28 protein-coding genes, 1 rRNA gene and 1 pseudogene are annotated in these 26,253 nt (G+C 35.4%); 13 read left to right on the forward strand and 17 right to left on the reverse strand.

Translation table 11 applies throughout. From position 1 onward, the window contains the following. Positions 1–236 precede the first annotated feature (236 nt). The 8 genes from ACQH2P_RS04115 to ACQH2P_RS04150 all read right to left on the reverse strand — a co-directional run bounded on the left by ACQH2P_RS04115 (position 237) and on the right by ACQH2P_RS04150 (position 7,638). Positions 237–749, reverse strand: a complete 513-nt coding sequence (locus tag ACQH2P_RS04115; RefSeq protein ID WP_425364099.1) for a tyrosine-type recombinase/integrase — start codon at positions 747–749, stop codon at positions 237–239. 155 nt (positions 750–904) lie between these two features. After that, a complete protein-coding gene (gene istB / locus ACQH2P_RS04120; protein WP_425362751.1) occupies positions 905–1,612 on the reverse strand; it encodes an IS21-like element helper ATPase IstB in 708 nt (235 codons plus the stop codon). Next, positions 1,613–2,308 (reverse strand): Mu transposase domain-containing protein, encoded by a 696-nt coding sequence (locus ACQH2P_RS04125; protein ID WP_425362750.1) that lies wholly within the window; start codon positions 2,306–2,308, stop codon positions 1,613–1,615. A gap of 9 nt (positions 2,309–2,317) precedes the next feature. Then, complete coding sequence (gene istA, locus ACQH2P_RS04130; RefSeq protein ID WP_425362749.1) at positions 2,318–3,127, reverse strand: IS21 family transposase; 810 nt, start codon at positions 3,125–3,127, stop codon at positions 2,318–2,320. Between the two features lie 81 nt (positions 3,128–3,208). Continuing rightward, positions 3,209–4,135 carry a tyrosine-type recombinase/integrase gene (locus ACQH2P_RS04135; protein ID WP_425363125.1) on the reverse strand — a complete coding sequence of 309 codons (927 nt, stop codon included), beginning with the start codon at positions 4,133–4,135 and terminating at the stop codon, positions 3,209–3,211. Then, complete coding sequence (locus tag ACQH2P_RS04140) at positions 4,128–5,363, reverse strand: site-specific integrase (protein ID WP_425363126.1); 1,236 nt, start codon at positions 5,361–5,363, stop codon at positions 4,128–4,130. The genes ACQH2P_RS04135 and ACQH2P_RS04140 overlap by 8 nt, the downstream gene beginning before the upstream one ends. A 61-nt stretch (positions 5,364–5,424) precedes the next feature. After that, positions 5,425–6,237 carry a reverse transcriptase N-terminal domain-containing protein gene (locus tag ACQH2P_RS04145; RefSeq protein WP_425363127.1) on the reverse strand — a complete coding sequence of 271 codons (813 nt, stop codon included), beginning with the start codon at positions 6,235–6,237 and terminating at the stop codon, positions 5,425–5,427. A gap of 588 nt (positions 6,238–6,825) precedes the next feature. After that, positions 6,826–7,638 (reverse strand): ankyrin repeat domain-containing protein, encoded by an 813-nt coding sequence (locus ACQH2P_RS04150; protein WP_425363128.1) that lies wholly within the window; start codon positions 7,636–7,638, stop codon positions 6,826–6,828. 48 nt (positions 7,639–7,686) lie between these two features. Here ACQH2P_RS04150 and ACQH2P_RS04155 point away from each other — a divergent pair, with 48 nt between their 5' ends. Then, entirely contained in the window at positions 7,687–7,818 is a 132-nt protein-coding gene (locus ACQH2P_RS04155; protein WP_425363129.1) for a hypothetical protein, read from the forward strand. Between the two features lie 104 nt (positions 7,819–7,922). Here the strand turns inward: ACQH2P_RS04155 and ACQH2P_RS04160 are convergent, their stop codons facing one another. Continuing rightward, positions 7,923–10,316, reverse strand: a complete 2,394-nt coding sequence (locus tag ACQH2P_RS04160; RefSeq protein ID WP_425363130.1) for an AsmA family protein — start codon at positions 10,314–10,316, stop codon at positions 7,923–7,925. A gap of 159 nt (positions 10,317–10,475) precedes the next feature. On the opposite strand from ACQH2P_RS04160, the gene ACQH2P_RS04165 reads away from it, so the two are divergent. After that, positions 10,476–12,260: an ABC transporter ATP-binding protein gene (locus ACQH2P_RS04165; RefSeq protein WP_425363131.1), complete on the forward strand. Its 1,785-nt coding sequence runs from the start codon at positions 10,476–10,478 to the stop codon at positions 12,258–12,260. An 80-nt stretch (positions 12,261–12,340) separates the two neighbouring features. Here ACQH2P_RS04165 and ACQH2P_RS04170 read toward each other — a convergent pair whose 3' ends face one another. The 3 genes from ACQH2P_RS04170 to ACQH2P_RS04180 all read right to left on the reverse strand — a co-directional run bounded on the left by ACQH2P_RS04170 (position 12,341) and on the right by ACQH2P_RS04180 (position 13,753). Continuing rightward, the gene (locus ACQH2P_RS04170) at positions 12,341–12,463 is read right to left on the reverse strand and encodes a hypothetical protein (protein ID WP_425363132.1); all 123 of its coding nucleotides are present in this window, start codon (positions 12,461–12,463) and stop codon (positions 12,341–12,343) included. Positions 12,464–12,537: 74 nt separating this feature from the next. Next, the gene (locus tag ACQH2P_RS04175) at positions 12,538–12,699 is read right to left on the reverse strand and encodes a hypothetical protein (RefSeq protein ID WP_425363133.1); all 162 of its coding nucleotides are present in this window, start codon (positions 12,697–12,699) and stop codon (positions 12,538–12,540) included. A gap of 124 nt (positions 12,700–12,823) precedes the next feature. Then, positions 12,824–13,753: a murein hydrolase activator EnvC family protein gene (locus ACQH2P_RS04180; RefSeq protein ID WP_425363134.1), complete on the reverse strand. Its 930-nt coding sequence runs from the start codon at positions 13,751–13,753 to the stop codon at positions 12,824–12,826. 93 nt (positions 13,754–13,846) lie between these two features. On the opposite strand from ACQH2P_RS04180, the gene rpiB reads away from it, so the two are divergent. Next, positions 13,847–14,281: a ribose 5-phosphate isomerase B gene (gene rpiB / locus ACQH2P_RS04185; protein ID WP_425363135.1), complete on the forward strand. Its 435-nt coding sequence runs from the start codon at positions 13,847–13,849 to the stop codon at positions 14,279–14,281. Positions 14,282–14,439: 158 nt separating this feature from the next. Here the strand turns inward: rpiB and ACQH2P_RS04190 are convergent, their stop codons facing one another. Both ACQH2P_RS04190 and ACQH2P_RS04195 read right to left on the reverse strand, forming a co-directional pair. Further along, positions 14,440–14,592, reverse strand: coding sequence for a hypothetical protein (locus ACQH2P_RS04190; RefSeq protein WP_425363136.1), 153 nt, complete (start codon positions 14,590–14,592; stop codon positions 14,440–14,442). Positions 14,593–14,610: 18 nt separating this feature from the next. Further along, positions 14,611–14,940 (reverse strand): hypothetical protein, encoded by a 330-nt coding sequence (locus tag ACQH2P_RS04195; RefSeq protein WP_425363137.1) that lies wholly within the window; start codon positions 14,938–14,940, stop codon positions 14,611–14,613. 341 nt (positions 14,941–15,281) lie between these two features. Here ACQH2P_RS04195 and ACQH2P_RS04200 point away from each other — a divergent pair, with 341 nt between their 5' ends. Continuing rightward, complete coding sequence (locus ACQH2P_RS04200) at positions 15,282–15,569, forward strand: co-chaperone GroES (RefSeq protein WP_425364100.1); 288 nt, start codon at positions 15,282–15,284, stop codon at positions 15,567–15,569. A 52-nt stretch (positions 15,570–15,621) separates the two neighbouring features. Beyond that, on the forward strand, positions 15,622–17,277 hold the full coding sequence (gene groL / locus ACQH2P_RS04205) for a chaperonin GroEL (RefSeq protein WP_425363138.1): 1,656 nt from the start codon (positions 15,622–15,624) through the stop codon (positions 17,275–17,277). Positions 17,278–17,675: 398 nt separating this feature from the next. Here groL and ACQH2P_RS04210 read toward each other — a convergent pair whose 3' ends face one another. Both ACQH2P_RS04210 and ACQH2P_RS04215 read right to left on the reverse strand, forming a co-directional pair. Then, the gene (locus tag ACQH2P_RS04210; RefSeq protein ID WP_425363139.1) at positions 17,676–18,545 is read right to left on the reverse strand and encodes a bifunctional 5,10-methylenetetrahydrofolate dehydrogenase/5,10-methenyltetrahydrofolate cyclohydrolase; all 870 of its coding nucleotides are present in this window, start codon (positions 18,543–18,545) and stop codon (positions 17,676–17,678) included. 187 nt (positions 18,546–18,732) lie between these two features. After that, positions 18,733–19,734 (reverse strand): NAD(P)/FAD-dependent oxidoreductase, encoded by a 1,002-nt coding sequence (locus ACQH2P_RS04215; RefSeq protein ID WP_425363140.1) that lies wholly within the window; start codon positions 19,732–19,734, stop codon positions 18,733–18,735. 78 nt (positions 19,735–19,812) lie between these two features. On the opposite strand from ACQH2P_RS04215, the gene ACQH2P_RS04220 reads away from it, so the two are divergent. The 5 genes and pseudogenes from ACQH2P_RS04220 to ACQH2P_RS04240 form a co-directional block, all read left to right on the forward strand. Beyond that, positions 19,813–20,082, forward strand: coding sequence for a hypothetical protein (locus ACQH2P_RS04220; RefSeq protein WP_425363141.1), 270 nt, complete (start codon positions 19,813–19,815; stop codon positions 20,080–20,082). Positions 20,083–20,422: 340 nt separating this feature from the next. Then, a complete protein-coding gene (locus tag ACQH2P_RS04225) occupies positions 20,423–20,683 on the forward strand; it encodes a monovalent cation/H+ antiporter complex subunit F (protein ID WP_425363142.1) in 261 nt (86 codons plus the stop codon). Continuing rightward, positions 20,683–21,867: a 2-octaprenyl-6-methoxyphenyl hydroxylase gene (ubiH, locus tag ACQH2P_RS04230; RefSeq protein WP_425363143.1), complete on the forward strand. Its 1,185-nt coding sequence runs from the start codon at positions 20,683–20,685 to the stop codon at positions 21,865–21,867. Before ACQH2P_RS04225 ends, ubiH begins: the two co-directional genes overlap by 1 nt. 208 nt (positions 21,868–22,075) lie before the next feature. Then, positions 22,076–23,578 (forward strand): 16S ribosomal RNA (locus ACQH2P_RS04235). 657 nt (positions 23,579–24,235) lie between these two features. Then, positions 24,236–24,445 (forward strand): annotated as a pseudogene (locus ACQH2P_RS04240) (helix-turn-helix domain-containing protein); the annotation flags it as partial. A 56-nt stretch (positions 24,446–24,501) separates the two neighbouring features. On the opposite strand, the gene ACQH2P_RS04245 reads toward ACQH2P_RS04240, so the two are convergent. Beyond that, the gene (locus ACQH2P_RS04245) at positions 24,502–24,957 is read right to left on the reverse strand and encodes a hypothetical protein (RefSeq protein ID WP_425363144.1); all 456 of its coding nucleotides are present in this window, start codon (positions 24,955–24,957) and stop codon (positions 24,502–24,504) included. Between the two features lie 124 nt (positions 24,958–25,081). Here ACQH2P_RS04245 and ACQH2P_RS04250 point away from each other — a divergent pair, with 124 nt between their 5' ends. The 3 genes from ACQH2P_RS04250 to ACQH2P_RS04260 all read left to right on the forward strand — a co-directional run bounded on the left by ACQH2P_RS04250 (position 25,082) and on the right by ACQH2P_RS04260 (position 26,229). Continuing rightward, entirely contained in the window at positions 25,082–25,258 is a 177-nt protein-coding gene (locus ACQH2P_RS04250; RefSeq protein WP_425363145.1) for a hypothetical protein, read from the forward strand. Continuing rightward, complete coding sequence (locus tag ACQH2P_RS04255; protein ID WP_425364101.1) at positions 25,228–25,692, forward strand: IS110 family transposase; 465 nt, start codon at positions 25,228–25,230, stop codon at positions 25,690–25,692. Before ACQH2P_RS04250 ends, ACQH2P_RS04255 begins: the two co-directional genes overlap by 31 nt. Positions 25,693–25,857: 165 nt before the next feature. Further along, on the forward strand, positions 25,858–26,229 hold the full coding sequence (locus ACQH2P_RS04260) for a transposase (protein ID WP_425364102.1): 372 nt from the start codon (positions 25,858–25,860) through the stop codon (positions 26,227–26,229). Positions 26,230–26,253: the final 24 nt, after the last annotated feature.

Genomic DNA, 26,253 nt, shown 5'->3' on the forward strand with positions numbered 1-26,253 from the left:
TGGATTATCTAGATATTTTTACCCGCTAACCATATTATATATTATCCTTCTAGACTTTTGACGGGGAGACTAGAGAAAGACTGCTCCAGAATCCTTTCCATGCCATCTAGCGTTAAGTTTGCTATTATCGGTGATATGATTGAACCTTATGCGAAGTAAAGTATTATGCAAAGTAAAGCTCTATAATCTGCTATACTCCAGACTTTTTTATTTATTTACTTTGCATAATATCCAAGCTACCTTAATTCTGACAACCAAGAAAGCAAAGCTTGATCCTTACTCCAATCCGGAAGATTACTTTCAATCAAATCGGGATAAGCATTTTCTATTGCCTTTCTTTTTACCTCAGTATCTACCCTAGCATAAATTTCTGTGGTTTTTAAATCAACATGACCAAGGAAATCACGGATATATATGAGGTTGACTCCTGCCTGTAATAAATGCATAGCCTTTGAATGACGAAACATATGTACTTTTACTTTAAAAGGTATAATTGTTGACGTTTTCCTTGCGGATATGGCATATTTAGAAACAATGTAAGCAATGCCTTCTTTAGTAAGTTTATGATGCTGATTATTGATAAATAATTGGTGTTCATTTTTCCAAGGTTTATCTAGTTTATTTTCTAGGATATAATTTTGTAATAAAGAAGCCGTATTTTTCATTATTGGAACTCTTCTAGCTTTATTTCCTTTACCAGTTAAGGTAATGATAGCAGAGGATTGCAAATTAACATCACAAACCCTAATTGTAAATTGTAATCATCTATTGACCCCCTATTGTAATAAACTATTGACCCCCCTTGACCACAAAAAAAATTAGTTAATTTTGGTTAAAATTCAGATAAAATCCCCTAAAATCATTGGTAATTTTTAATTTATATAATAGTATATTATTTTAATCTTTATTCTGCATCTTTTCCTCCTCTAAAACTTTTATTACCAGTTTCTATGATTTGACAATGATGGGTTAGCCTATCGATAATTGCCTTTGTTGCCTTAGGATTACCAAATATATCTTCCCATTCTTCAAATCTCAAATGGGTGGTTATGATAAGCGAGGACTGTTCATATAATTTTGCAAACAGCTCAAATAGTAAGAATCTAGCCTCGGGCTTTATTGGTACATAGCCCAGTTCATCTATCACAATAACATTGAACCTCTTAACTGAATCGATGAATTTGAGCTCATAGTTATGCATTCTAGCATTTAGTAATTGGCTAGCTAATTCATTTAAAGTGTAGAACCTTACCCTGCAACCCTTTTCAACTGCAGTAAATGCTAAACCAATTGCTAGATGAGTCTTGCCTGACCCAGAACCACCAATTAACATTATATTCTGCTGATTATCAACAACTTTTTGTATATCACAATGGCTAACCAATTTAGCTTGGCTAGTGTCCGAAAGTAGCTTTATTGTAGGAAACCTAGCTAGCTGTAGTCGATAACTCAATGAACGTGATTTTTTATACTGACATTCTGCTTCAAGAAGCCTTTTTAATGCTTCATATACTGCTCCCACAGGCATTTCTTTTGCTAAATCCATCTCTGTTAACTGCATCTTCATTCCTGCTAAACCCAATTTATCTAATAATAATATTAACTCCTTCATTTAATTTTCCTCCACTACTGAATAGGTTGTTAAATGTATTTTACTGTAACTGCTGCAATCAGCGTCTGGTGGAGTTTTTAACTGAATAAACTTATATTCATTGATATCTACTTGTATAGCTGGTTGTAAATACTGCTCAACTAATTTAGCACTACAGCCACCAATAGTAATTGCTAAATTACAGGCATTAGTCACCTTGTCTAATCCATACTTATTAACCAACTGCAGAATTGCTATAAATTGTTTATCACTGTCCTTGTAGTTTTCCAGTTTATTGCGTATCTTACTAAATACCTCTGGTAATAAGCTCATAAGCTCTTTAAAGGGAGCACCATTACGCAAAGCCCCTGGTTTACGTTCCAGAGCTGAGATATAATGCCATGGATTATAAATCTTCTGGTAGCGATTGAAACAGCGAACATGCTCTCCTATAACCTTGCTTTCATATAGGATAACTATCTCCCAGGCATAGGATTTAATTTGCACAGCAACACCTACATATTCACACGGAACGCTATACATATTAGTATCATATTGCACAAGGCTTAAAGGCGAAACTATAGTTGGATGCAATCTGTAAGCTGTAAATTCTCCTCTATATTTTATTAAATATGGCTTTTCTTCCTCATATACTTCAAAGATTGTCCGCTCTTTAAAGTCAGGATGCTGTCTAGTTTTAGACCAATTTAAAGACATCTCTCTGAGTTAATAATTGATATCTTCATAGCTTTCCCCTGTCAGTATTGGTGTAAAAAAGTTACGTCTAGTATCACCTACTCGTTTTTCAACTCGCCCCTTCTCCCAACCAGATGCTGGAGTACAAGCAGTCGGTTCAAATAAATAATGAGATGCCATCTGAACAAACTTTTCGTTAAAAATACGATTCCTGCCGACTAATATCTCTTTAACGGCTGTCTTCATATTATCATAAATTCCCTTCTTACAGCAGCCAGCAAAAAACTTAAAGGCTTCTTCATGTGCTTTCATCACCATCTCAAGTTGCTCGTTAGGGTAGACAATAACCAAAGAATGACGGCTGTAGCATAGTGTTATTCTTGCAGCCTTTACTCTAATAATCTCACCATCTAAACATATCTCCTCTTCTCCCCAGTCAAATTGAAAAGATTCTCCAGGTTCAAAATTTAGTGGAATAAAAACTTGTTGACCCTTTGCTTCGCGTTCTCTACGAAATGCCCTGACAATTAGATTCACAGTTTCATAACTTCCTGTGTAACCCGATATCTGTAGCTGTTGGTATAGTTTCTTTGCCGTCATTCTGCGTCGAACCGGCTCCTTGCTATTCTCTACTAATAACTGATTTAGTACTGCAAGATGATTACCAAGAACCGGTTTATCTTTGGTATATTTTGCTAACTCAAATTTGGTTTGATCACTACGAATGACTTTTTTTACTGTATTCTTTGATATATTCAATTCTCTAGCAATTTTTTTAATTGCCTTACCATCAACGTGGTACATCCTACGTATTCTTCCTATTGTTTCCACTATAAACACCCCTTTAAAACTCCTTAAAAAAAATATTAACAATATTAATTTTTCGGAGATATTGTTACTTATTTAGGGGGGCAATTTTCATTACAATTTTTCCTTTAAAGGGGTCAATAGATGATTACAATTTACATAATAAGCCGTTTCTTGGAACGAATCGTGACCCATATAGGTTTTAAGTACAGGAAAATATGCAGTTAGATCTTTTTCTTCCTCAACCCATCTTTTTAAACAATGAACAGCATAAGTATGACGAAAGTCATGGATACGTGGACCATTCCCTTTGCCACCATGTGAGATGCTAGCTCGCCATAGGAACTTACGGAAATTTTTATAAAGATTCCCTATTGTCATTGGTCTGCCCCCAAGAGCAGGAAAAAAATAATTCTCTGCAACCTGGTATGGATGTACTTCTTTCGAAAAATCTCGGCAACGTTCTGTAAGTGTATTAGACATAGGAACCAATCTACTATTATCTTTTTTAGAATGATCAATGGTAAGGATACCATCTTCAAGATTAACATCACTAACTTTAAGAAGTCTTGCTTCTGATAGCCTTAGTCCGCACATATAAATCATCCTAAAAATTATGGGCATAATGTGATGCCGATATGGACATTCACAGCAATATTTACATTTATCAGTTTCTGCAAAAAATCTTGCTAACTCTGATGTAGTATAAATATAGGGCATATATTGTTTTTCTGTTGGATAATAGCCTTTTGGAAGGATGTAAGCTTCTAATCCGATAGAATCCAGATATTTAGCAAATTGTCGGATGATAGATGAGCGAGAACATTGATTAGCTTGTGCTTCGTAACTTTTTTTACAACACCAGTCACGTACAATTTCTTTGGTAAGAACAGTAGCGTTAGGATAATGGTCTAGTACGAATCTATCGAAGCGTTTTAAATGCTTAGCTTCAGCGTCATATTTGTATCCTATAGCTTGTTTTAGTTCTATATGATCTTGAATATGACTCTTAAAAGAACCTGTGTAAAAAATATCATTCATGGTTGCTAACCTCTTCAAATGAAATGGCACATTCTTTCAGCTTTGCTATATTAACCTTCAAATAAATGGCTGTTGAATCTGGATCAGCATGACCTAAAATTTCTGAAATAGTAGAAAGAGGAGTATCTTGCTCAAGTAAAGTACTTGCCATAGTATGCCTAAGAGAATGCATTCCCCTTCTTTTCTTGAGAGTAGGAAGATGTGCTAGCTCCACGTACCTTTTAATGATTTGGGTTAAATGATCTCCTTCTGAAAAAGGCAAAAAGGGGGCTAAATGTCTTACGAACACATATGAATTATCTATATTAGGACGACCATATTTAAGGTAATCAATTACAGCCCATCCTACTTCTTGTGTTAATGGTAAAGATAATGACGTTTTTGTCTTTGATTGAATAAAAACTAATTTCTTTTCTGACCAATTGAAGTTTTCCATTTTAAGAGACTTAATATCTGTGCAACGCATCCCTAAACAGCATGCCAATAAGATTATAGCATAATCTCTCTTGCCCTTAGGACTACCTCTATCAATTGCTATAATTAATTTTTTTAATTCATCTGCAGTCCATACTGAAGGAATCCGAGTTTGTTTTCTTGCTTGTACCATTGGTGTTTTTGCAGCAAAATCAGTTTGCACTTCTCCTGTTTCTAAAAGAAAGCGGAAGAAAGCTCGCATAGAGCAGATATTTTGTTCCACAGTTTTATATGTATATCCAGCCAAGGTTTTGATATAATTATTGATCAGCGTAATGTTGAGTGATTGGCAATTTGCTATGTTTTGTGAAACAAGATAATCCATGAATCGTGCAGATTGCGTAACATAGTGATTGGTTGTAACCTTTGAATAACCTTTACTTACACAATATGATTTAAATTGATCGCTGATAGCGATAAAATATGGTGCAGTAAGAATTTCTTCATGCTTATAGTATCGGCGTAAAATAGTATTATGCAATTGAAAATCACCTATCATTCGTATAATACGCAATTCCTGGGTTTCAGATTGAGAAAGGGTTCGATTAAAATCTTTCTCAAAGATACGAAAATGCTTTTCAACAAAATCTATTCCTAAACGTTCTGAATAGAAAATTTCACCGCATTCCTGAGCAAATTGCAGTAACATTCTCCATCGTCTACGGTAGAATTGCATAGAGCCAGGGGTATAGTTAAGCCGCAGCATTTCCTGTTCAAGATCATTGATTAGAACAGTTAATAATTTCTTTTCCATAATTATGTCTCCTAGAATGATAATTACGTAGTGAGTTGCACTACACTATCAATCTAGGACATTATGCAAAGTAAAATGCAATAAAATTATTATTGGTACTTGGATTTGATAGGTTGCTTTGCATAATTACTTTCTTTGCATAAGGTTCATTATGCAAAGCTTTGCATAAAGCTCCTTGAGGTGTACCTTTATTTGTTGGATAGAATTTATTCCTTTCGATATATCCAGCTTTCAACCATTTCTGTAAAATGGATTTATCTATAGGAATATTTTCCATTATCCAATCATGGCTTATCTCATCGAAACAACTTTTTATATCACCTTCTAGAACATAATTTGCCGAAATTTTCATTCGCAATGCTATCCAGCATTGTTCGATAGCATCCTTTGTAGATCTTCCTGGACGAAAGCCATAGGAATTCGGATCTGCCTTGCATTCAGCTATGGGAAGTAGAGGCAGCGAATATAGTGCTTGCTGACATCTGTCCCGCATTGTTGGAATGCCTAGCGGTCTTAATTTTCCATTTGCTTTCTTAATCATAACTCTTCTTAGAGGTTCTGGTTTGTATCCCTTCTTCTTCAATTTTGCAATCATCTGCCATTTAGCAGTAGGGGAATCAAGTTTAATTCCATCTACGCCTACAGTGTTTTTACCTTTATTAATTTCAGCTACTCGTTTGATGCTTAGTGTTTTCGCAGCAAAAGAGCTTGTAAGAATACGAGACAAGGCTTTCACCTTGTTCCATTTCTTACTTTGTTCAGCCTTGACAATACGCATTTGTAATCTTCTAACAATCACCTCATGTTGTTCCCATTGTATTTGAGACCAACTAGATATTCTATTGTCTATGGGTGCACCAGTAATATTACTCACAATCTATTTGCTTTCCTCATATTCGAATTGTTTACTCATTTTCTTGTCATCAAAGACCAACTGGAAGTCTGCCCGCTTTCGCGTGGAGAATTTTCTCCTATCTGTTACATTACATAACAGCCTTTGCTTTCTCCAGAATCGTTTACCCCCTTACTTATCAATCTTCCTTACGGTTAACCTACCAATTTCTTGGTGAAGTAAAGGGGCTTACCCTGTTCCAGATTAAGTAACATTAATGGGTTAGGTGTTGCCTCTCGACCGATGGGGTTGTTGTCTTCGTAATGGCACTGAAGAATCCATTATCCACCCATTTACCTTTTTGGTTGAGGCGTATTAGTATCTTCCGCCTCTTATTCCTAACGATCTTTATCAGCAATTCACGTATGTTCACCTTACCATCATAGCCTAGCCCTCCAACCGCTTTGATACTAGCAGTTATATACTATCTCACGACTCGTATACCGATTGAACCAGGAGGTACATTGTCTCGGGTGCTTCTAACCCCCTCGTTACCAAGGAAGCCAGACCCGATAGACTCTGCCGGAAGAACAGCAGGATTAAGTAGAATTAAACTTTCGCTTTATTCTATCAATCAATTACTTTAATCGACTTTCCAGGTCGCACCCTCACAAAAAATTCTACTTGATTTTCATCAGACAAAATACCCTTATAAAAACTTGTCATTCCTTCATAAAATTTTATGTTTTCTTTTTCCTCAGGTGGTTGTAAGTTTGGCATCATAACTTTTGCACTTCCCTTCGTCAATGCATTATAGAGTTCCAAACAATTATAGCCTCTTTTATTCGCTACATTTTGCTTTGCCCCTGCATCTTTTAATGCTCCTAATACTAAATAATCCTTATGAAAAATTGCTAAGTGAAGTGGTGTATTGCCATCTTGGTCTGGAATATTTAATAAGTTTGTTTCAGGATGTTTATTTAAGTCTATTTTATGCTGTTTAATAAGCAGATGAACAGTTTTTAGACTATTAGCAGTTACTGCACGATGTAATGAAGTCTGTCCATAAAAATCTTGATTATTAGGATTAAATCCCTTTGCAAGTAAGATTTTTATAATTTTTGCGGCTCCATAGCAAGCAGCTTGATCAAGCAAAGTTGCATCTCTTGAATCTCTTTGTTGGCTTAAACTACTATCGAATTTGTTAATTATTAATTTTACTATCTTTTCATGTTTATCATTTGTGACTAAGGGCATTAATTCTTTAAATAAATCTTCGGGTTTAATTTTAATAAAAGAATTGAAATTAGGACACCTACTATTTAACAATTCAAGTGTTTTATTGTCCTTAGCTCTAATAGCATATATAAGAGCATGTTCCAAAAATGATTTATCTGATATGTAGTTATCTCTCTCTTGTTCTGTTATTTTAATTTTTGCCATAAAAACGCTCTTAATTAACACCCTATATAGTTATGCCTATAGGATTAGGTGATAAAGAACATAACTATTGTAAGTTGTCATTCCCGCGTAGGCGGGAATCTAGATACCTGCTTTCGCAGGTATGACACAAAGTTTGTATCACCTAACTCAATAGGTTTTACTATATCAGTTATAAAATAATATAGCATAAAATTTAGTAGCACTAATAACAAAAGATATTATTTCAGAAAATTTTTTGAGTATAATATAGCTAGCCCTGGTTAGCTATATACTAAATAGAGTCATTATTTAAATAACCCTTTTAGCCCCTTTTCAATGGTAGATTTTACTTTGTTGACAGGATTTTTATTAGCAGAAGACTCTTCATTTTGATCATTTTGCGTTCCTTCTCCTTGCTTATTTTTTCTTCCTCCAATAATATTTTTTAATATATCTTCAGGCTTTGTACCTTTCTTAACGCCATCAACCACACTATTTACTAAATTCTTCGTAAGATATTCTTGCAATGCCTTAGTATCAAGTTTATGCTGTGGGTTATTTAGATTGCCATAAAGGCGAACTTTCAATGGTGGTATCGAATTTATATTTACATTAATAACACTATCTATATCAAGTGTATATTTAGGCAGGTTAACATTTCCAGTAACTGTTAGCTCTGACGAGGCAGCATTTAATTTACCGTCTGTTATGTTAACTATACCTTCTGTTATTTCACTATCTACCGCAAGCTTTTGGAAATTTGTTTCACCACTTGCCAAGGAAGTATCTAGCATTTTTAAAATAGTTGCCAGGTTTTTAATATTTCTAAGGCTATCTAATAGTTTTTGTAGATCAAATCCGCTAACTATACCGTCAGATGCCGTTAATGTTGCTGTACCGAATAAGTTACCTACATATTGAGATTGGCTTTGACCTTTTGTTTTGAGATATGTTACCAAATTAACCGTCCCTTGCGTAACTTTAATTTTACTTCCCTGTGCTGCTATATTTTTTAGCTTAGCATCTTTAAGACTAGCTTTAAAACTAACAGGTTGATTAACTTGCGAAGAAATTTGTCCAGTAGCGGTTAAACTTCCCCCAAATAAATTACCATTTAAAGATTTAATATCCAGCACGCCACCCGCAAGTAACATAGTAGTTTTTACATTATCAAAGATCAGGCTCCCTTTAATAATCTTCTGTATAGTTAGAGTTAAGTCTCCATCAAGTTTATTTAAAAATGATAAATCTATAGTATCTTTAGACCATGGCGCAGAATTGTTTGCACTTTGTACAGAGCTAGCAGATACGCTATTAGATGGTACATCAGTGAAATCATCTAAATTTAAGGAAGCTATTGTTATATCTGATAAAACCTTTGGTTTAGCAGATGCTAAATTGACATTTACTGCTCCGCTGAAATTTATAGGCTTCTTTTTAAACTCAAGAGTAAATTTACTTATATTAGTTTTAAGAAAATTTTGTTGTTTAATGGTCTCGCCCTTTAGCCAAATATCTCCAAGATTAATCGGTATAGTCTTACCAAATAAACTAGCAATGGTTGGTATCTCACTAATTTTTACATTATAAGAAACAACTAGCTCTTTATCCCAATCTTTAACTCCTACATTACCTGTTAAATTAGCTTTATCTACAGTTAAATTAATACCATTTAGAGATAAATTCTGATCTAAATAGGCGAAGCTTGTTGCCAGAGAAAATGTCTTATCTAATAATTTAACTCTTAAATCTATCTTATTATCTTCAAAGCGAAAGTTAGCATTACCCTTAGCTAATAACTTACCTGCGGTAAAATCAATATCACTAATTTTTAATAATTTCTTATCACTATTAATATTAAAAGTTAGTTTATGATCTAAATCGTGCAGGATAGGCATATTAGGAAAAATACTTTGCAGGTTTTTAGCAGTTCCTTCCAATTTTAGCTGTCCAGCAAAAGTCATATTGTCGTAAGCAAAGTTACCTGAGAAATTAACCTTTTCTTGTAGAGCATTTAAATCTACTGTTAAAGCTATGACACCTTGCTTATCTTGTATATTACCTTTGATATCATAATGCTTGCCGGAAGAATAGAACTGACAGGCTAAATCAGATGGACCATGAAGGTCTTTGATCTCTAATCTATCAATATCTATTGTTGTTGGGGCAGCATTATTACCTTTAGTCTTATCAGCAAAATCAACATAATTTAACTTAGCATCAACAATTTTAATTAAGTTGACATATAAAGAAAACGGCGTCTTGCTATTATTCGTTTCATCCGTTGAAGTTTTGCTAACATTGGTTGGCATTTTAGCAAATTCCCAAGAAGCTAAACCATTACTCATCCGTTCCAAGTTAATTAATGGTTTGTTAATTTCAATCGTTGAAATGTCTATCTTTCCTTTAAGTAAAGATAATATAGAAATAGAAGCCGTTACTTCCTTAACTTCCAATAAAGAAGGGTAATGAGCATTGGGTAGAGAAGCAAGAGCTACATCTTTAACTGTAATAGTCGGAGTGGGCAACAAAGAAATGCTGATATTGCCATTGATTTGTAGCTCTCGACCGGTTATTTCTTTGGCTTTATCAGAGGCTAGTCTTTTATATGATTCCAAAGAAATAAATAAAGGAGTTACCAGCAATATAACAATTATTAAAATAAATAACGCTACTGAATATTTTAGAAATTTTTGCACTATACTGCTCATTATAATTGTTTTATTATCAAATATATTGTGATGTCTGGCTTATGTCAATGATAGAGCATAATTAAAAATCCTAAAAAAACACTTAGTGGGGGAGGTGTAAGCTGCTATAATGAAGTGCATTTTTGCATAACTAGAAATAAATATTTTATGGGTTCAAACTACCAACTAAAATCATATCTATACTCCTTGGCTTACAAATACCGAGTATACCTAGCTAGCCTTACTTTTATAGCCATCAGTGCTGCATTATTTAATATGTTTGTTAATTATCAAACCAGAGAAATTATTGATACTATTGCCAAGAATCCAAATGACAATGTTACCCTACTTCTCTTATTATTCATACTATATAAAATGATGCACCACGGAGTGTATTTTATTGGTAGGCTTCTTGATATTAAATACAAGCCAGTGATGTTGGCAGAAATCGTTGAAGATACCTACAGTAAGACTATGAAACATTCTTTACATTGGTTTGATTCCCATTTATCAGGAGAAATTGCCAGTAAAATTACTGATTTTCAAGATGGTATTATAACTGTCATCACGGTTCTTTATCGTTCTTTGACTCAGCTTACAACTATTGTAAGCGGCATAATATTTTTGTGCATAATGAATTATAAGATCGCTGGAGTGTTAATTGTTTTTATTGCAGTATATGTACCAATATTGTCAGTTTTGCTCCAAAAACAAATGCAACTGCAAGAAGAATATGTTAAGGCACGACAAGAAGCAGTAGGCATTATCAACGACTCTGTTGGTAATATTTTTGGTATTAAAATTATTGGCAATGTTTGGACAGAGCTGAAATTAAAACTCCTACCTGCCATTGATAAGTGGAAAGGTTGGGATCGAAAAACTCGGGTATATGATGCTTATTATGTAGATTTGACCGATAGCATATTAATTACTTTACTGGCAGCAGCTCAAATATTTGTGACAGCATATTTATACAAAACTGGACAAATCAGTGCTGGTGATTTTGCCATTAGTATGGTGATTACTTTTAACATTGAATGGGCGATTGATCAGTTATTAGACAATATCATATTTTCTATCAACCCTAAAATTGCTGCCATCAAATCTTCATATAACTTTATTAATACTATCTCAGATGTTACCGATGCAGAAAATGCTAAGTTGCTTCCTCGTATCAAAGGTGACATTAAATATCAAGATGTAACCTTCAACTATGGTAGTGGTGGAAATAATATCTTTGACAATCTTACATTGCATATCAAAGCTGGAGAAAGGATCGGGATAGTTGGTACATCAGGGGCTGGCAAAACTACCTTAATTAAATGTCTGCTCAGATATTTCAATTTGCAAAGCGGAGCCATTTTAGTGGATGGATACGATATTTCGCAGGTAACGGAAGAGTCGCTAAGAAGCAATATTTCAGTAATTCCACAAGATATTACGATGTTTCATCGTTCTATTCTAGAAAATTTGCAGTTGGCTAAATATGATGCTACTTTACCAGAGATTCAAGAAGCCTGTAAAAAAGCTAGAATACATGACGATATTTTGCAGATGCCCAATGGTTACAACTCAATAGTTGGTGAACGAGGGGTAAAAGTAAGTGGCGGGCAACGGCAACGGATTGCCATCGCTAGAGCTATTTTAAAAAATGCACCCATCCTTATTTTAGATGAAGCAACATCGGCACTTGATTCACCAACCGAGGCTTTAATTCAAAAATCTATTGATGAAATTTTGGAAACCACTAATGCTACAACTATAGTCGTTGCCCACCGTTTATCAACACTCCTGCACATGGATCGTATTTTAGTATTTAAGCGTGGCAAAATTGTAGAAGATGGTACTCATGCTATGTTAATCGCTAGAGAAGGGCTATATAAAACTCTTTGGGATGCACAATATAGAGGATTTTTGCCAAGTAAGGGGAATAACGGGCGGAGTATTTTATAGCTAACCCGTTAATGTTCTAGATAGTCTCTCGGTCTATTAGCGAGGAACTACTTTAGTAGCGACGAAGCAAGGTTTCAACGTCACAGCTGTCGAAAGTTAGAAGGAGAAGCTGGTTTTGTGTCATCCCTGCGTAGGCAGGGATATAAAATAGCGTCAAAAAACTCTGGAATATTATAGATTCCCGCCGCAGCTAGGAATGACACCATAACTTTTAAACTGCTACGATTACCTATAAACCCGTTTCCTCTTCTAACTTTCGACAGTTGTGGTCTCAACGTCATTGTGAGAGAGACCGTAGAGTCGACGAAGCAATCCATAAAGTTATAGTGAAACCTATTGAATTAGGTGATACAAACTTTGTGTCATACCTGCGAAAGCAGGTATCTAGATTCCCGCCTTCGCGGGAATGACAACTTACAATCGTTATGTTCTTTATCACCTAATCCTATGAGCATAACTATAGTATAAATTAGATTGCTTCGTTGCCACCAAAGTGACTCCTCGCTAATAGACGCTAGCTGTTTTCCCTATAACTTTATAAATGCCATGTGTAAGGTGAAATTTTAATAGTTTACATATTGTAACGGATCAACAGCTAACTTCCCCTGACGAATAGCAAAATGCAGCTGAGGATATTCAGCATCTCCAGTATTCCCTACATGTCCTATGACTTCTCCTTGGGAAACTGTTGCTCCTTTTTGAACAGTTAGGTCTTGTAAATAAGCATAAGCAACATAAAGGTCGCTATCATCTAATTTTACTATTAGTAAGTTACCAAACTTCGTATCATTACCTGCAAACATTACTTTACCTGATGCGATAGATTTTACAATAGCACCTTTGTTTGCAGCAATATTAACCCCTTTGCTTTTTCCTTTAGATGTTTGTTCACCAAATTTGATGGTAATTTTACCATCGATTGGTTTGATAAATTTTGGTGTATTAATTGGTACAGTATTTTCCGCTTCTTTTATGGCACTTTTTCTTATGGATATTTCTTGGTTTTTTTTATTTAATAGCTCAGTACTAACTTTTATCATGATAATTTGAGATTTGTTAAGATGATATGGTTCAGACATGTTATTTAGCTCAGCTAATTGTTCAGCCGTTTGACCATACTCATTGGCTATCGATTCTAACGTTTCCCCTAGTTGCGCCTCACGGTAGATTATCTTATTATCATCTAGCTTTACTCTTGGAACTATTATTACATCGTCCTGATTTTGAGTCTTTATAGCATGGCGTTCTTGTAAGAAACCAGTCGGAGCATCAAAATCTTTTTCTTTTTCATCAAGCTCTCTACCTATTATTTCACCTTCATCACCTTCTAATATATTGCTATTTTCGGAATATGTTGTAGTTGGTGGTTTTATGGTTGTAGATTTTTGAGAAAAATCCTTTCCACGATTATATTCAATAGGAGCTGGAGGTTGAGTAGAACAACCAGAAATCATAAATATTACAAAATAGATAAAAAATATATTGCTTTTCATAACATACCAAAAAATTTGCAATTTCATTATGCAATAAACTAACTTTAATGTACAATTAATTCTAGTATTTTTTTTACCAAAATTTAAGTAGTTATGAAAACTTACAGCGTTCTAATAGCCAGTGACCACTCCGGATTTTTACTTAAGAGCAAAATAATCAGTTATTTAAACAATAAAAATATATCTATCTTTGATTATGGTACTTATAGTCAAGAAATAGTGGATTATCCAGATTACTCTAAAAAAGTTGTTGATGGAATTTTAGAAAATAGAGCACCTTTAGGAATTTTAATTTGTGGAACTGGTATAGGTATGTCAATTGCCGCAAATCGTATATCTGAAATAAGGGCTGCTTTATGTTTTGATTTATTTATGGCAGAAAGAGCAAGGGCTCATAATGATGCTAATATAATAGTGTTAGGAGCTAAAATACCAAATGAAGAACTAGCATGTCAAATGGTCGATAAATTTTTAACCACTAAATTTGAAGGTGGAAGACATAGTGCTAGATTATCAAAAATAAACTAGGTTCTGTTGACAAAATTTAAATTGTTTATATTTTGAGTATTTTTAAGCGAAAATTAATAAGATTTTTGCAGGAATAGTTATTCCTATTTCAAAAAAATCTTATAATTTGCAGCTAATAAAGAGTCAAAATAGAATAATTTAAATTTTGTCAACAGAACCTAGGGTATTAACTCTTTTACTTCGATAATTGAATATATAGTGAAACCTATTGAATTAGGTGATACAAACTTTGTGTCATACCTGCGAAAGCAGGTATCTAGATTCCCGCCTACGCGGGAATGACAACTTACAATCGTTATGTTCTTTATCACCTAATCCTATGAGCATAACTATACTAGCATTAGCACACTATAATAGAATATAACGAGTATATTAATAAATACAAAAACTGAAAGAATAGATAGCACGACGGGGCTATCTATTCTTGATAATTCTTCTAAACTACTAAAAATAATATTTCCTATAGCTACTGTAACAAGTGCAAAAGCTTTTTGTTTAATAATCCATTTATCAGGATTTTTATTAATTGTTAGCGATTTTAATAACCGCAGTAATATTAACGCTATTGAACTTATAAGTATAGATGCTATTATTCCTCCACTAAAAAAGGATATCCAATAAATAGCATTAACTGATGTTTTTAGTACTGGTCTAAACATAAATAATTATTTAACTAACGCTCTGTTTCTGTTGTTCCATTATTAGACACTGTTAACAAAGCTTATTTAATTGGTGAATAAAGTCTTTTTTGCTACAAATTATAAGATTTTTTTGAAATGGGTATATTATTCCAGCAAAAATCTTATTAATTTTCGCTAAAAAATCCATTAATTCATCAACTAAATAAGCTTTGTTAACAGTGCCTAAACTTTATCATACTTTTACAAATATACGCACAATAATTATTCTTAAGAATTTTTCTTTTTACCCCTTGAACTGTTACAAAATCAAGCATATATAGAATACACAATGTGTAAGTATTAATTTTATGGAGGTAAAAATGTCTTTTAGACCGTTGCATGATAGAATTGCGGTAAAACCAATTCAACAAGAAGAAAAAACACTCGGGGGGATTATTATCCCTGATACAGCAAAGGAAAAGCCTATGCAGGGCGAAGTAGTAGCTGTAGGTAAAGGAGTGAGAGGGGAAAATGGTACTATCCACCCATTAGAAGTTAAAGTAGGTGATAAAGTACTATATGGCAAGTGGGCTGGTACTGAGGTTAAAGTTGATGGTTTAGATCTGATTATCATGAAAGAAAGTGATGTCATGGGCATAATTGGTTAATAATTTATTTAAATTATTATAAGAATTATTTAATTTGTAAGGAGAATATAATATGGCAACAAAATTAATAAGACACGGCTCAAATGCACGTGAACAAATGCTAAGAGGTATTGATATTTTAGCTGATACCGTAAAAGTAACATTAGGTCCAAAAGGTAGAAATGTTGCAATTGAACAATCATTCGGATCACCAAGACTAACCAAAGACGGGGTAACAGTGGCAAAAGCCATTGAACTAAAAGATAAAGCTCAGAATTTGGGAGCTCAATTGGTAAAATCTGTGGCAAGCAAAACATCTGATGTTGCTGGTGATGGAACAACTACTGCAACTGTTCTAACTCAAGCAATAGCAAGGGAAGGTAATAAAGCAGTAGCAGCTGGCTTTAATCCTATGGATATAAAACGTGGTATAGATTCAGCTGTTAACCTAGTAGTTGAAGAAATTAAGAAAGCCAGTAAAAAAATCAGTAGCCAAGAAGAGATTGCTCAAGTTGGTACTATTTCGTCAAATGGTGATAAAGAAATTGGTGAAAAAATTGCTGTGGCGATGGAAAAAGTTGGTAAAGAAGGGGTAATTACCGTTGAAGAAGCTAAGAATTTTAGCTTTGAAGTAGATGTAGTTGAAGGTATGATGTTTGATAGAGGTTATCTATCACCATATTTTGTTACTAATTCTGAAAAGATGGTAGCTGAATTGGAGAATCCGTTTATCTTACTATTTGAAAAGAAATTATCAAATTTACAACAAATGTTACCAGTACTTGAAGCAGTAGTGCAATCAGGACGTCCTTTATTAGTAATCGCTGAAGATGTAGAAGGAGAAGCACTTGCTACTCTGGTAGTAAATAAATTACGTGGCGGACTAAAAGTTGCTGCGGTTAAAGCTCCTGGCTTTGGCGATAGAAAAAAATTCATGATGGAAGATATCTCTATTTTAACAGGTGGTCAGCTCATCAGTGAAGATCTTGGTATGAAACTTGAAAATGTTAATATCAAAATGCTAGGTACTGCTAAAAAAGTTACTATCTCCAAAGAAAATACCGTTATAATTGATGGTGCTGGTAGTAAGGCAGACATTGCTGCTCGTTGCTCACAAATTCGTAAACAAATCGATGAATCCAGTTCAGATTACGATAAAGAAAAATTACAAGAGCGTTTAGCTAAACTTGCTGGTGGTGTAGCTGTCTTAAAAGTTGGTGGAGCTACTGAAGTTGAAGTAAAAGAAAGAAAAGATCGAGTCGAGGACGCTTTACATGCTACTAGAGCTGCAGTAGAAGAAGGTGTTGTTGCCGGTGGTGGTGTTACTCTTTTCTATGCGGCAAGAGCTTTAGAATCGCTAAAAAGTGCTAATGAAGATCAACAGGCTGGTATTAACATTGTTAAGAAAGCTCTACAAGCTCCAGTAAGGCAAATTGCAGAAAATGCTGGTATGGATGGAGCTATTGTAGTTGGGAAACTTACTGATAGTAAAGATAAAAACTTTGGCTTTAATGCTCAAGATATGACTTATGTTGATATGATTAAGGCTGGTATTATCGATCCAACTAAGGTCGTGCGTACTGCTTTACAAGATGCGGCATCAGTTGCTTCTTTGATTATTACTACTGAAGCATTTATTATTGATGAACCAGCTGATAAAGATGAGTCTGCTATGCCACGTGGTGGCATGGGTGGTGGTATGGGTGGTATGGGCGGCATGGACTTCTAACCGCTATTTTCCCCATACTAACAAGTTGTTTAAGATTGTCACCCCTGTATTTTCGTAGGGGTGACAATCTTTGTACTCATATAGTGAAACCTATTGAATTAGGTGATACAAACTTTGTGTCATACCTGCGAAAGCAGGTATCTAGATTCCCGCCTTCGCGGGAATGACAACTTACAATCGTTATGTTCTTTATCACCTAATCCTATGAGCATAACTATAGTTGAGGGATTTTTAGGAGAAACGAAGCCTGCTACCTTCGCGTACATAGACGTACGTGAGGAGCGGAGGCAAGTTTCGACGACAAAATCACCAACTAGATTGATTTATGCAGGAAGTCTATTAACACTAATTGGTCTAATGACGTTTGTGAACTGGGGAAGTAATGTCAGTCGGGTTAGCTATAGGAGTCTGTTTTGTCTTGCTGCTTTAACTGTATTTTTGAGCAAAAAAGCAACAGTCATTGGTCCAACACCGCCAGGAACTGGTGATATATATCGTACTTTATCGACAACATTTGAAAAATCAACGTCTCCGACCATCTTGTCACTATGGCTAAGTTTACTAATACCGACGTCAATCACTATAGATTGAGGGTTAAAATATTCTTCTGTTAATGTCAAAGGGGAGCCGATAGCTGATATTACTATGTCAGCATGGGAAGTTATAGAGTGTAAGTTTTGAGTTTTTGAGTGACATAAAGTAACAGTGCAATCTTCTCTAGCTAATAAAGCTGACAATGGTTTTCCTACAATATTAGAGCGTCCTATAACTACAGCATTCTTGCCAGCTAAATCTTTCTCAACTTGTTTAAGTAACTCAATACAGCCAAGGGCGGTACAGGGTATAAATCCATCGCCTGAGTTACTATGTAGATAACCAACATTTATAGGGTGAAAACCATCAACATCTTTGCTAGGGGCAATAGCAGATAAGATTAAATTTTTATTGATATGGTTAGGTAAGGGGAGTTGTACGATGATCCCAGAGATATTTGAATCATTATTGAGTATAGTGATTTCATTTAGTATATGGTCAATTTGAACTTCATCGGATAAATTTATTTGCAAAGCATTCATGCCAATTTTTGTTGCTGCTTTTAGTTTATTTCTTACATATATACTACTAGCTGGATTATCGCCCACTAGTATAATAGCAAGAGTTGGTATCAACTGATATTGCTCTTTGAGTAAATTGATTTCTATCTTTAGTTTAGATAATATTTGTTCTGCAAAATATTTACCGTTGATTATATTACCGTGTTCCTTCACTATTTATTCGCTCCCTATTTGTACAGGGCAGTTTAAAAGTTTCAGAAAAAACAATTAGCGTCATTGCGAGGAGGCGTAAGCCAACGAAGCAATCCATTTTTAGTAATTTTTTGGATTGCTTCGTCGCCGCTAAAGCGGCTTCTCGCAATGACGTCGGTTATTTTTCTACGACTTTTAAATTACCCTACTATTTATGCACTCCTTTGGTAGTTGAATATTCGAAATGTAAGGCTTTACCTTCAAATACCCTACTATAGGCATGATGTAAACTACTTGCTGCTTCTGCAAAACCAGTAAGAATTAATTTTAATTTTGCCGGATAACTAGCAATATCACCAATTGCATAAATACCTGGAATATTAGTTTCGAAATGACCTGGCTCGACAATTATATGATTCGTTTTAACATTCAAGCCCCAATCTTTTATCGGACCAAGTTCTTGGCTAAGTCCAAAAAATGGTAATAATATATTTGCCGGTAAGGTGCGAATATTCCCCTCAAAATCCTTTACTTCAACTGCTTCTAGGATACCATCTTTTCCTACTAAATGCTCTAGTTGATAATTAATTACCAACTCAATTTTGCCATTATCTGCTAATTCTTTGAGCTTCCTTATAGTTTCAGGAGCTGCCCGAAATTTCTCACGCCGATGTACTAAATATATTTTTTTAGCAATTTCACAGAGTGATATTGCCCAGTCTACCGCCGAATCTCCGCCACCAGCTATAACAATTTCTTTGTTGGCTAAACTATTGCGGTTATTGATAAAATAAAATACTGATTTTCCTTCAAATGCTTCTATACCGGCTAGTGGTGGTCTATTAGGCCCAAAAGAACCGCAGCCAGCAGCTATAATAATAGCTTTAGCAGTTATTGTAATGTTGTTAGAAGTGGTAATTTGGAAATAGTCCTCTTCTTTTTTTAATTGTATAACTTGCTGTTCGAGATGGTAAGTCGGATTAAACGGCTTGGCTTGTAATGCCAATTGTGCTACCAGTTCTTCTGCCATAATTTTAGGGTAGGCTGGTATGTCGTATATCGGTTTTTCTGGATAAAGTATGCTACATTGCCCGCCTATTATTGTTTGCGAGTCAACAACATGGCAACGCATACCAAGCATCCCGGCTTGAAAAATAGCAAATAATCCAACTGGACCTGCTCCAATTATTATGATGTCAGTGTCGTGCATAAAATAAATTTTTATAAATAAAAAAATAGTATAGCTAAACCATCAAGGTTTTAGATATAGTTATGCCTATAGGATTAGGTGATAAAGAACATAACTATTGTAAGTTGTCATTCCCGCGTAGGCGGGAATCTAGATACCTGCTTTCGCAGGTATGACACAAAGTTTGTATCACCTAATTCAATAGGTTTCACTATAGCTTCTTCGTCGTTGCGAGGAGGCGTAAGATCCAGGCAAGCGTCATTGCGAGACCACGTAGTGGTCGTGGCAATCCATTTTAATCATTTCCTGGATTGCTTCCACGACTGTCGAAAGTTAGAAGAGGAAGCGGTTTTAGATAGTACACTTTAAAAGTTGTATGTGGTCAACGTCATTGCGAGAAGACCGTAGGTCGACGAAGTAATCCATAAAAGTAACCAAAAATGGATTGCTTCGTCGGCTCACGCCTCCTCGCAATGACGCCGGTTATTTTTTCACAACTTTTAAACTGCCATAATGACCTCTAAACCCGCTCTACCTTCTAACTTTCGACAGCTGTGGGATTGCTTCGTCGCCGCAAAGCGGCTCCTCGCAATGACGTTTGTGAATTTGGCATAATGCAATCGAGTTAGCTATAAAACTCTTAGTGATAGCAGGATATTATGCTAGAATGGACAAATAATCAACTAATCAGTTTAATTTAAATAGGTCTATGATAAATTTTTATTTAATCATCAATATTTTATTCGTTGGTTTAATGATTTATTTATTGCTTAAAAATGTAAATATTTTTGTCAAACTATTAGTGTTGAATAGTTTAACTAGTATAATGACTTTATTCATTTGTTTTCTTGGGTCATTTAAAATGAATAATTGTTATTTAGATATTGCTCTAATTTATTTTCTGTTAAGTTTTATAGCAAGTGGAGCATATTTAAAGTATTTTATTAGTCAATCTAATAAGGTGACATGATGAAAAAAGAAATAGTAATATTAGGTTGTGGTTTAAGTGGTATGCTTACGGCGTTATCGTTTGCCGAGAAGAATATTCAAACTACTATCCTTGAGCGTCAATCAATAAATTCTAGTAGCTTTTGTGCTGATATTAGGGCTATTGCCTTAACTCCTGCTTCTTCGCGGTTCTTAGAAGTTATTAATGTGTGGTCTGAGATTGAGCAAGTAGCTAGCAAAATGCTGGAAATTTATGTTGTTGATAACAAGGCACCAGAAATGCTGCATTTATACTCAAATCATTTGAGTATACCAAATATCAAAGGCAATGATGCATTAGGTTATATAGTAAAAAACAGTGAATTTAAGCAGATATTACTAGAAAATGTTAAAAAGAACTCATTGATCACCCTAATTGATCAGTGTGGTTATAAAAAGATTGATAGTAAAGCTGAGCATTCAATCATATATTTGGATAACAAGAAGACTATAAATAGTGACTTATTGATTGTTTGTGATGGACATAATTCTAAAGCACGTCAATATTATTTTTTTAATAAAATAGAAAAAGCATATAACCAAACTGCCTTGACATTTAATATTAGGCATGAGAAAAATCATGAAAATTGTGCTATTGAACATTTTATGCCATCTGGTCCTTTTGCTATTTTGCCTCTTAAGGATCAAAAAACCTCGTCTATAGTATGGACTAGCAGCCAAGAGCAGGCTGCACTATTGATGAGTTTGCCTGGTGAAGAATTTGAGTATTTGGTAGGTAGAAATTGTGGAAATTCTTTAGGAGCTATTGCGGTGGATAGTGATATTAGCACTTTTCCTTTAAAAGCCCGGATAACTAGTAAATATTTTCATAATAAAATAGCAGTTATAGCAGATAGTGCACATGTAATCCATCCGCTAGCTGGTCAAGGTTTGAACCAGGGCATCAAGGATATTGGAACTTTAACTCAATTAGTGGCAAATAGCGGTACAAATGCAGCAATGCTAGAGCGATATCAAAAATTAAGGCAAAATGATAATTTTAATATGTACATGATTACTGAGGGCTTAAATAGTATTTTTTCAAATCATTCAAAACCCTTATGGCACCTAAGGCGTTTAGGGCTTAAAGCTATTGATAATATAGACCCCATTAAGAATTTGTTAACGCAATATGCTATGGGACAAAGGTTTAATCTAAAAAATTAGAAGCTTATGCAAAAAAAATCAAAATAGCAGTTGACAGCGTAGTAGATTTTGCATATGATTACCCCTACGAAAAGACGATTACTCGTTTAACTCGTAAGCTGTTTTTAAAAGTAAATAATCAGATATAGGTAGTGACAGCAAAATGTACTTATCACTTAAAGTGATAAATTAAACCTGTCAATTTTTTGAATAAAAAGTAGACAGGATCAAACTTGAGAGTTTGATCCTGGCTCAGAACGAACGCTTTCGGTATGCTTAACACATGCAAGTTGAACGGATTAATTTAGGGCTTGCTCTAAATTAGTTAGTAGCAAACGGGTGAGTAACACGTGGGAATCTACCCATCAGTACGGAATAACATTTAGAAATAAATGCTAATACCGTATATTCTCTTCGGAGGAAAGATTTATCGCTGATGGATGAGCCCGCGTCAGATTAGGTAGTTGGTAGGGTAATGGCCTACCAAGCCAACGATCTGTAGCTGGTCTGAGAGGATGATCAGCCACACTGGGACTGAGACACGGCCCAGACTCCTACGGGAGGCAGCAGTGGGGAATATTGGACAATGGGCGAAAGCCTGATCCAGCAATACCGAGTGGGTGACGAAGGCCTTAGGGTTGTAAAGCCCTTTTCAGCAGGGAAGATAATGACGGTACCTGACCAAGAAAGCCCCGGCTAACTCCGTGCCAGCAGCCGCGGTAAGACGGAGGGGGCTAGCGTTGTTCGGAATTACTGGGCGTAAAGAGTGCGTAGGCGGTTTAGTAAGTTGGAAGTGAAAGCCCGAGGCTTAACCTCGGAACTGCTTTCAAAACTACTAATCTAGAGTGTAGTAGGGGATGATGGAATTCCTAGTGTAGAGGTGAAATTCTTAGATATTAGGAGGAACACCGGTGGCGAAGGCGGTCATCTAGGCTACAACTGACGCTGATGCACGAAAGCGTGGGGAGCAAACAGGATTAGATACCCTGGTAGTCCACGCCGTAAACGATGAGTGCTAGATATCGGGAGAAATTCTTTCGGTTTCGTAGCTAACGCATTAAGCACTCCGCCTGGGGAGTACGGTCGCAAGATTAAAACTCAAAGGAATTGACGGGGGCTCGCACAAGCGGTGGAGCATGCGGTTTAATTCGATGTTACGCGAAAAACCTTACCAACCCTTGACATGGTGGTCGCGGGAAGCAGAGATGCATCCCTTCAGTTCGGCTGGACCACACACAGGTGTTGCATGGCTGTCGTCAGCTCGTGTCGTGAGATGTTGGGTTAAGTCCCGCAACGAGCGCAACCCTCATTCTTATTTGCCAGCGGGTAATGCCGGGAACTATAAGGAAACTGCCGGTGATAAGCCGGAGGAAGGTGGGGACGATGTCAAGTCATCATGGCCCTTATGGGTTGGGCTACACGCGTGCTACAATGGTATCTACAGAGGGAAGCAATACGGTAACGTGGAGCAAATCCCTAAAAGATATCTCAGTTCGGATTGTTCTCTGCAACTCGAGAACATGAAGTTGGAATCGCTAGTAATCGCGGATCAGCATGCCGCGGTGAATACGTTCTCGGGCCTTGTACACACTGCCCGTCACGCCATGGGAGTTGGTTTTACCTGAAGGTGGTGAGCTAACGTAAGAGGCAGCCAACCACGGTAAAATTAGCGACTGGGGTGAAGTCGTAACAAGGTAGCCGTAGGGGAACCTGCGGCTGGATTACCTCCTTTAAAGACTTAATATAGCAAATATTACTTTTGTAATATTTGCCTAAGTTCGACTTTCGCTGTCACTACCTTTAACTGATTGTTTATACACTTTTAAAAACAGCCCTTTCTTTAAATTTTCCTTTGTACATTTATTAGTTATAGCACTGAACATATATGTTCATACATTGTTTTTAACATTCTATAACTTGCCTCAAATACAGAATCTCTTTTATTTAATACGAACATATGTTAAGTGCTATAACCTGTTAAGATTCTAGATATATATACGCAAATGCTTTGAAGAATTGGCTCCACAAAACTGCGTGGTATTCGCGTCACAACTGTCGAAAGTTAGAAGGGGAGGCGGGTTTAGAGGTTATCATGGTAGTTTAAAAGTTGTGGAAAAATAACCGGCGTCATTGCGAGCTGATATATCCCCACGAAATTAGTTGCTAACAAATAATAAAAAAGTACTTACATTATTAAACTAATAATAGGATATAGTCGAGGTATGCAAAAATTTTTCCAAGCAAACACCCGAATAAACGCCCAGGGCAATTTAAAAGTCGCAACTTTAAGTTGTCATAACCTTAAATAGTTTGTTTCTATAATTATTAAAGATTTCTCTTGTTTCAGTAATTTTGTTTGCAAACAGTGAAATTATAATATAGTGCCGAGGAGAAGACAAAAATTGTCATAGAGGCAATCAAGGGTGAGCTAACAATAGCACAGATAACTAGTAAGTATGGCGTTCATGCAACGCAGATAAGTAATTGGAAAAAACAGGGGCTTGAATTATTAGTACAAGGCTTTAAGAGTAAGCCCCAGAGTGCTGAGCCAAATCAGCAGGAGTTAATAAGAGCCTATATGAGCAAATTGGTCAGTTAAGCGTTGAGCGTGACTGGCTCAAAAAAAATCTGCATTGTTTGGACTTAAAATGCCAATTAAGAGCAAAACCGAGTTTGCATCATGAATAGAGCTACCGAAATTTTACCAAAAACATGTACCATAAGCCCATTGTAAGATCTGACCTTACTAGCTATTTGTATATTGGTCTTTTCTTCAATCCAATTAAATAGCGACTCTATGGGTTGCCTCACGCTTGATATTGCACTGGATAGTAGTCTATCTGCCGCATCTAACAATTCCTGCCCTTTAGCTTTCTTAACCGGGGTGTATAGAGTAATACCACCTTGATCTGCAACTGGCTGATTCCCTGTTTGATAGGCTTTGTCTGCGAAAACCCTACTATTTTCTGGTAATTGCTTAGATAATTCCTCATAAAACCTTATATCTTGAGAATGTGATATAAATAATTGTAAGAGGGTGACTTGTGGGGTACTTGATTGAGATAATCGAGCATAGAATAAGTACCCTCTTACAAAGTTTGCTTTGAACAAATTGCAGAAGGTGCTGGAAGCAGCAGCCTTGCACAATAAGATGAAGGAGATTATATCATGAGTAAAATAATAGGTCTAGATGTAAGTAAAAAATGGTTAGATATAGTTATGCCTATAGGATTAGGTGATAAAGAACATAACTATTGTAAGTTGTCATTCCCGCGTAGGCGGGAATCTAGATACCTGCTTTCGCAGGTATGACACAAAGTCTGTATCACCTAATTCAATAGGTTTCACTATATATGTTTATATGAGTCTAACAATAAACCGATATATAATCGTTTTTCCAATGATAAGTTAGGGCATGAAGAACTGATAACACTAATAAAGAATGACGAGATTAAGCTAATAGTATGTGAGCCTACTGGAGGTTATGAAGCTGAGATTTGCCAAAAATTGTATAATAATAAACAACAGATACATAGGGTCAATACATATAGTTTTAATTCATTTAGTAAATCGGTGAATTTATGTAAAACTGATAAGAAGGATGCATTTAAATTAGCATATTATGGCGATAAAATGCAACTTTCAGCAAATTATGTATATCAAGTTGAATCCGAGACTTTGAAGAGGTATCAGCAAAGGCGGGAAGATTTAGTTCTAATACTGAGTAATGAAAAGAAGAGGCTACATCATAGTATTGATGGTATTGATAAAGAGAATATAGAAAAGCTCATTAAATTTTTACAGAATGAAATAGCTGAGCTTGATAAAAAATTAAGTGAGGTATAGTTATGCTCATAGGATTAGGTGATAAAGACCATAACGATTGTAAGTTGTCATTCCCGCGAAGGCGGGAATCTAGATACCTGCTTTCGCAGGTATGACACAAAGTTTGTATCACCTAATTCAATAGGTTTCACTATAATAGATGAGTCAGAAGAGTTAAAAGAGAAGGTGAAAATATTAGAGACTGTACCTGGTATTGGTAAATGTTTGGCTACAAAACTAATTAGTTTTGTACCTGAATTGGGGGATAAAAATTATAGTAGTAACGAATTGTCAGCAATTGTGGGGATAGCTCCTTATGCCCGTGATAGTGGTAATAAGCAAGGACGAAGATTTATTAGAGGCGGTAGGAAAATACCACGGGATGCTTTATATATGGCTGTATTAACTGGCAAAAATGGTTTTCAATATTTAAAAACTTTATATGATAGACTTGTTAACAATTTTAAACCTAAGAAAGTTGCTATAGTTGCATGCATGCGTAAACTACTTGAAGTGTGCCATAAACTTATTCAACAAAAACGTTGTTTTGTTATTTAGATAAATATTTTTATTTTTTTTTGA

The organism is Candidatus Tisiphia endosymbiont of Hybos culiciformis, assembly GCF_964030975.1.
Taxonomy (GTDB): domain Bacteria; phylum Pseudomonadota; class Alphaproteobacteria; order Rickettsiales; family Rickettsiaceae; genus Tisiphia.

Bases quoted from the DNA above. Each gene is read 5' to 3' on its own strand.
- rpiB (WP_425363135.1), top strand. From the start codon at position 13,847: ATGAAAACTTACAGCGTTCTAATAGCCAGTGACCACTCCGGATTTTTA.
- ACQH2P_RS04140 (WP_425363126.1), bottom strand. From the start codon at position 5,363: ATGGAAAAGAAATTATTAACTGTTCTAATCAATGATCTTGAACAGGAA.
- ACQH2P_RS04225 (WP_425363142.1), top strand. From the start codon at position 20,423: ATGATAAATTTTTATTTAATCATCAATATTTTATTCGTTGGTTTAATG.
- groL (WP_425363138.1), top strand. From the start codon at position 15,622: ATGGCAACAAAATTAATAAGACACGGCTCAAATGCACGTGAACAAATG.
- ACQH2P_RS04165 (WP_425363131.1), top strand. From the start codon at position 10,476: ATGGGTTCAAACTACCAACTAAAATCATATCTATACTCCTTGGCTTAC.
- ACQH2P_RS04195 (WP_425363137.1), bottom strand. From the start codon at position 14,940: ATGTTTAGACCAGTACTAAAAACATCAGTTAATGCTATTTATTGGATA.
- ACQH2P_RS04135 (WP_425363125.1), bottom strand. From the start codon at position 4,135: ATGAATGATATTTTTTACACAGGTTCTTTTAAGAGTCATATTCAAGAT.
- ACQH2P_RS04180 (WP_425363134.1), bottom strand. From the start codon at position 13,753: ATGAAAAGCAATATATTTTTTATCTATTTTGTAATATTTATGATTTCT.
- ACQH2P_RS04215 (WP_425363140.1), bottom strand. From the start codon at position 19,734: ATGCACGACACTGACATCATAATAATTGGAGCAGGTCCAGTTGGATTA.
- ACQH2P_RS04125 (WP_425362750.1), bottom strand. From the start codon at position 2,308: ATGTCTTTAAATTGGTCTAAAACTAGACAGCATCCTGACTTTAAAGAG.
- ACQH2P_RS04150 (WP_425363128.1), bottom strand. From the start codon at position 7,638: ATGGCAAAAATTAAAATAACAGAACAAGAGAGAGATAACTACATATCA.
- istB (WP_425362751.1), bottom strand. From the start codon at position 1,612: ATGAAGGAGTTAATATTATTATTAGATAAATTGGGTTTAGCAGGAATG.
- ubiH (WP_425363143.1), top strand. From the start codon at position 20,683: ATGAAAAAAGAAATAGTAATATTAGGTTGTGGTTTAAGTGGTATGCTT.
- ACQH2P_RS04200 (WP_425364100.1), top strand. From the start codon at position 15,282: ATGTCTTTTAGACCGTTGCATGATAGAATTGCGGTAAAACCAATTCAA.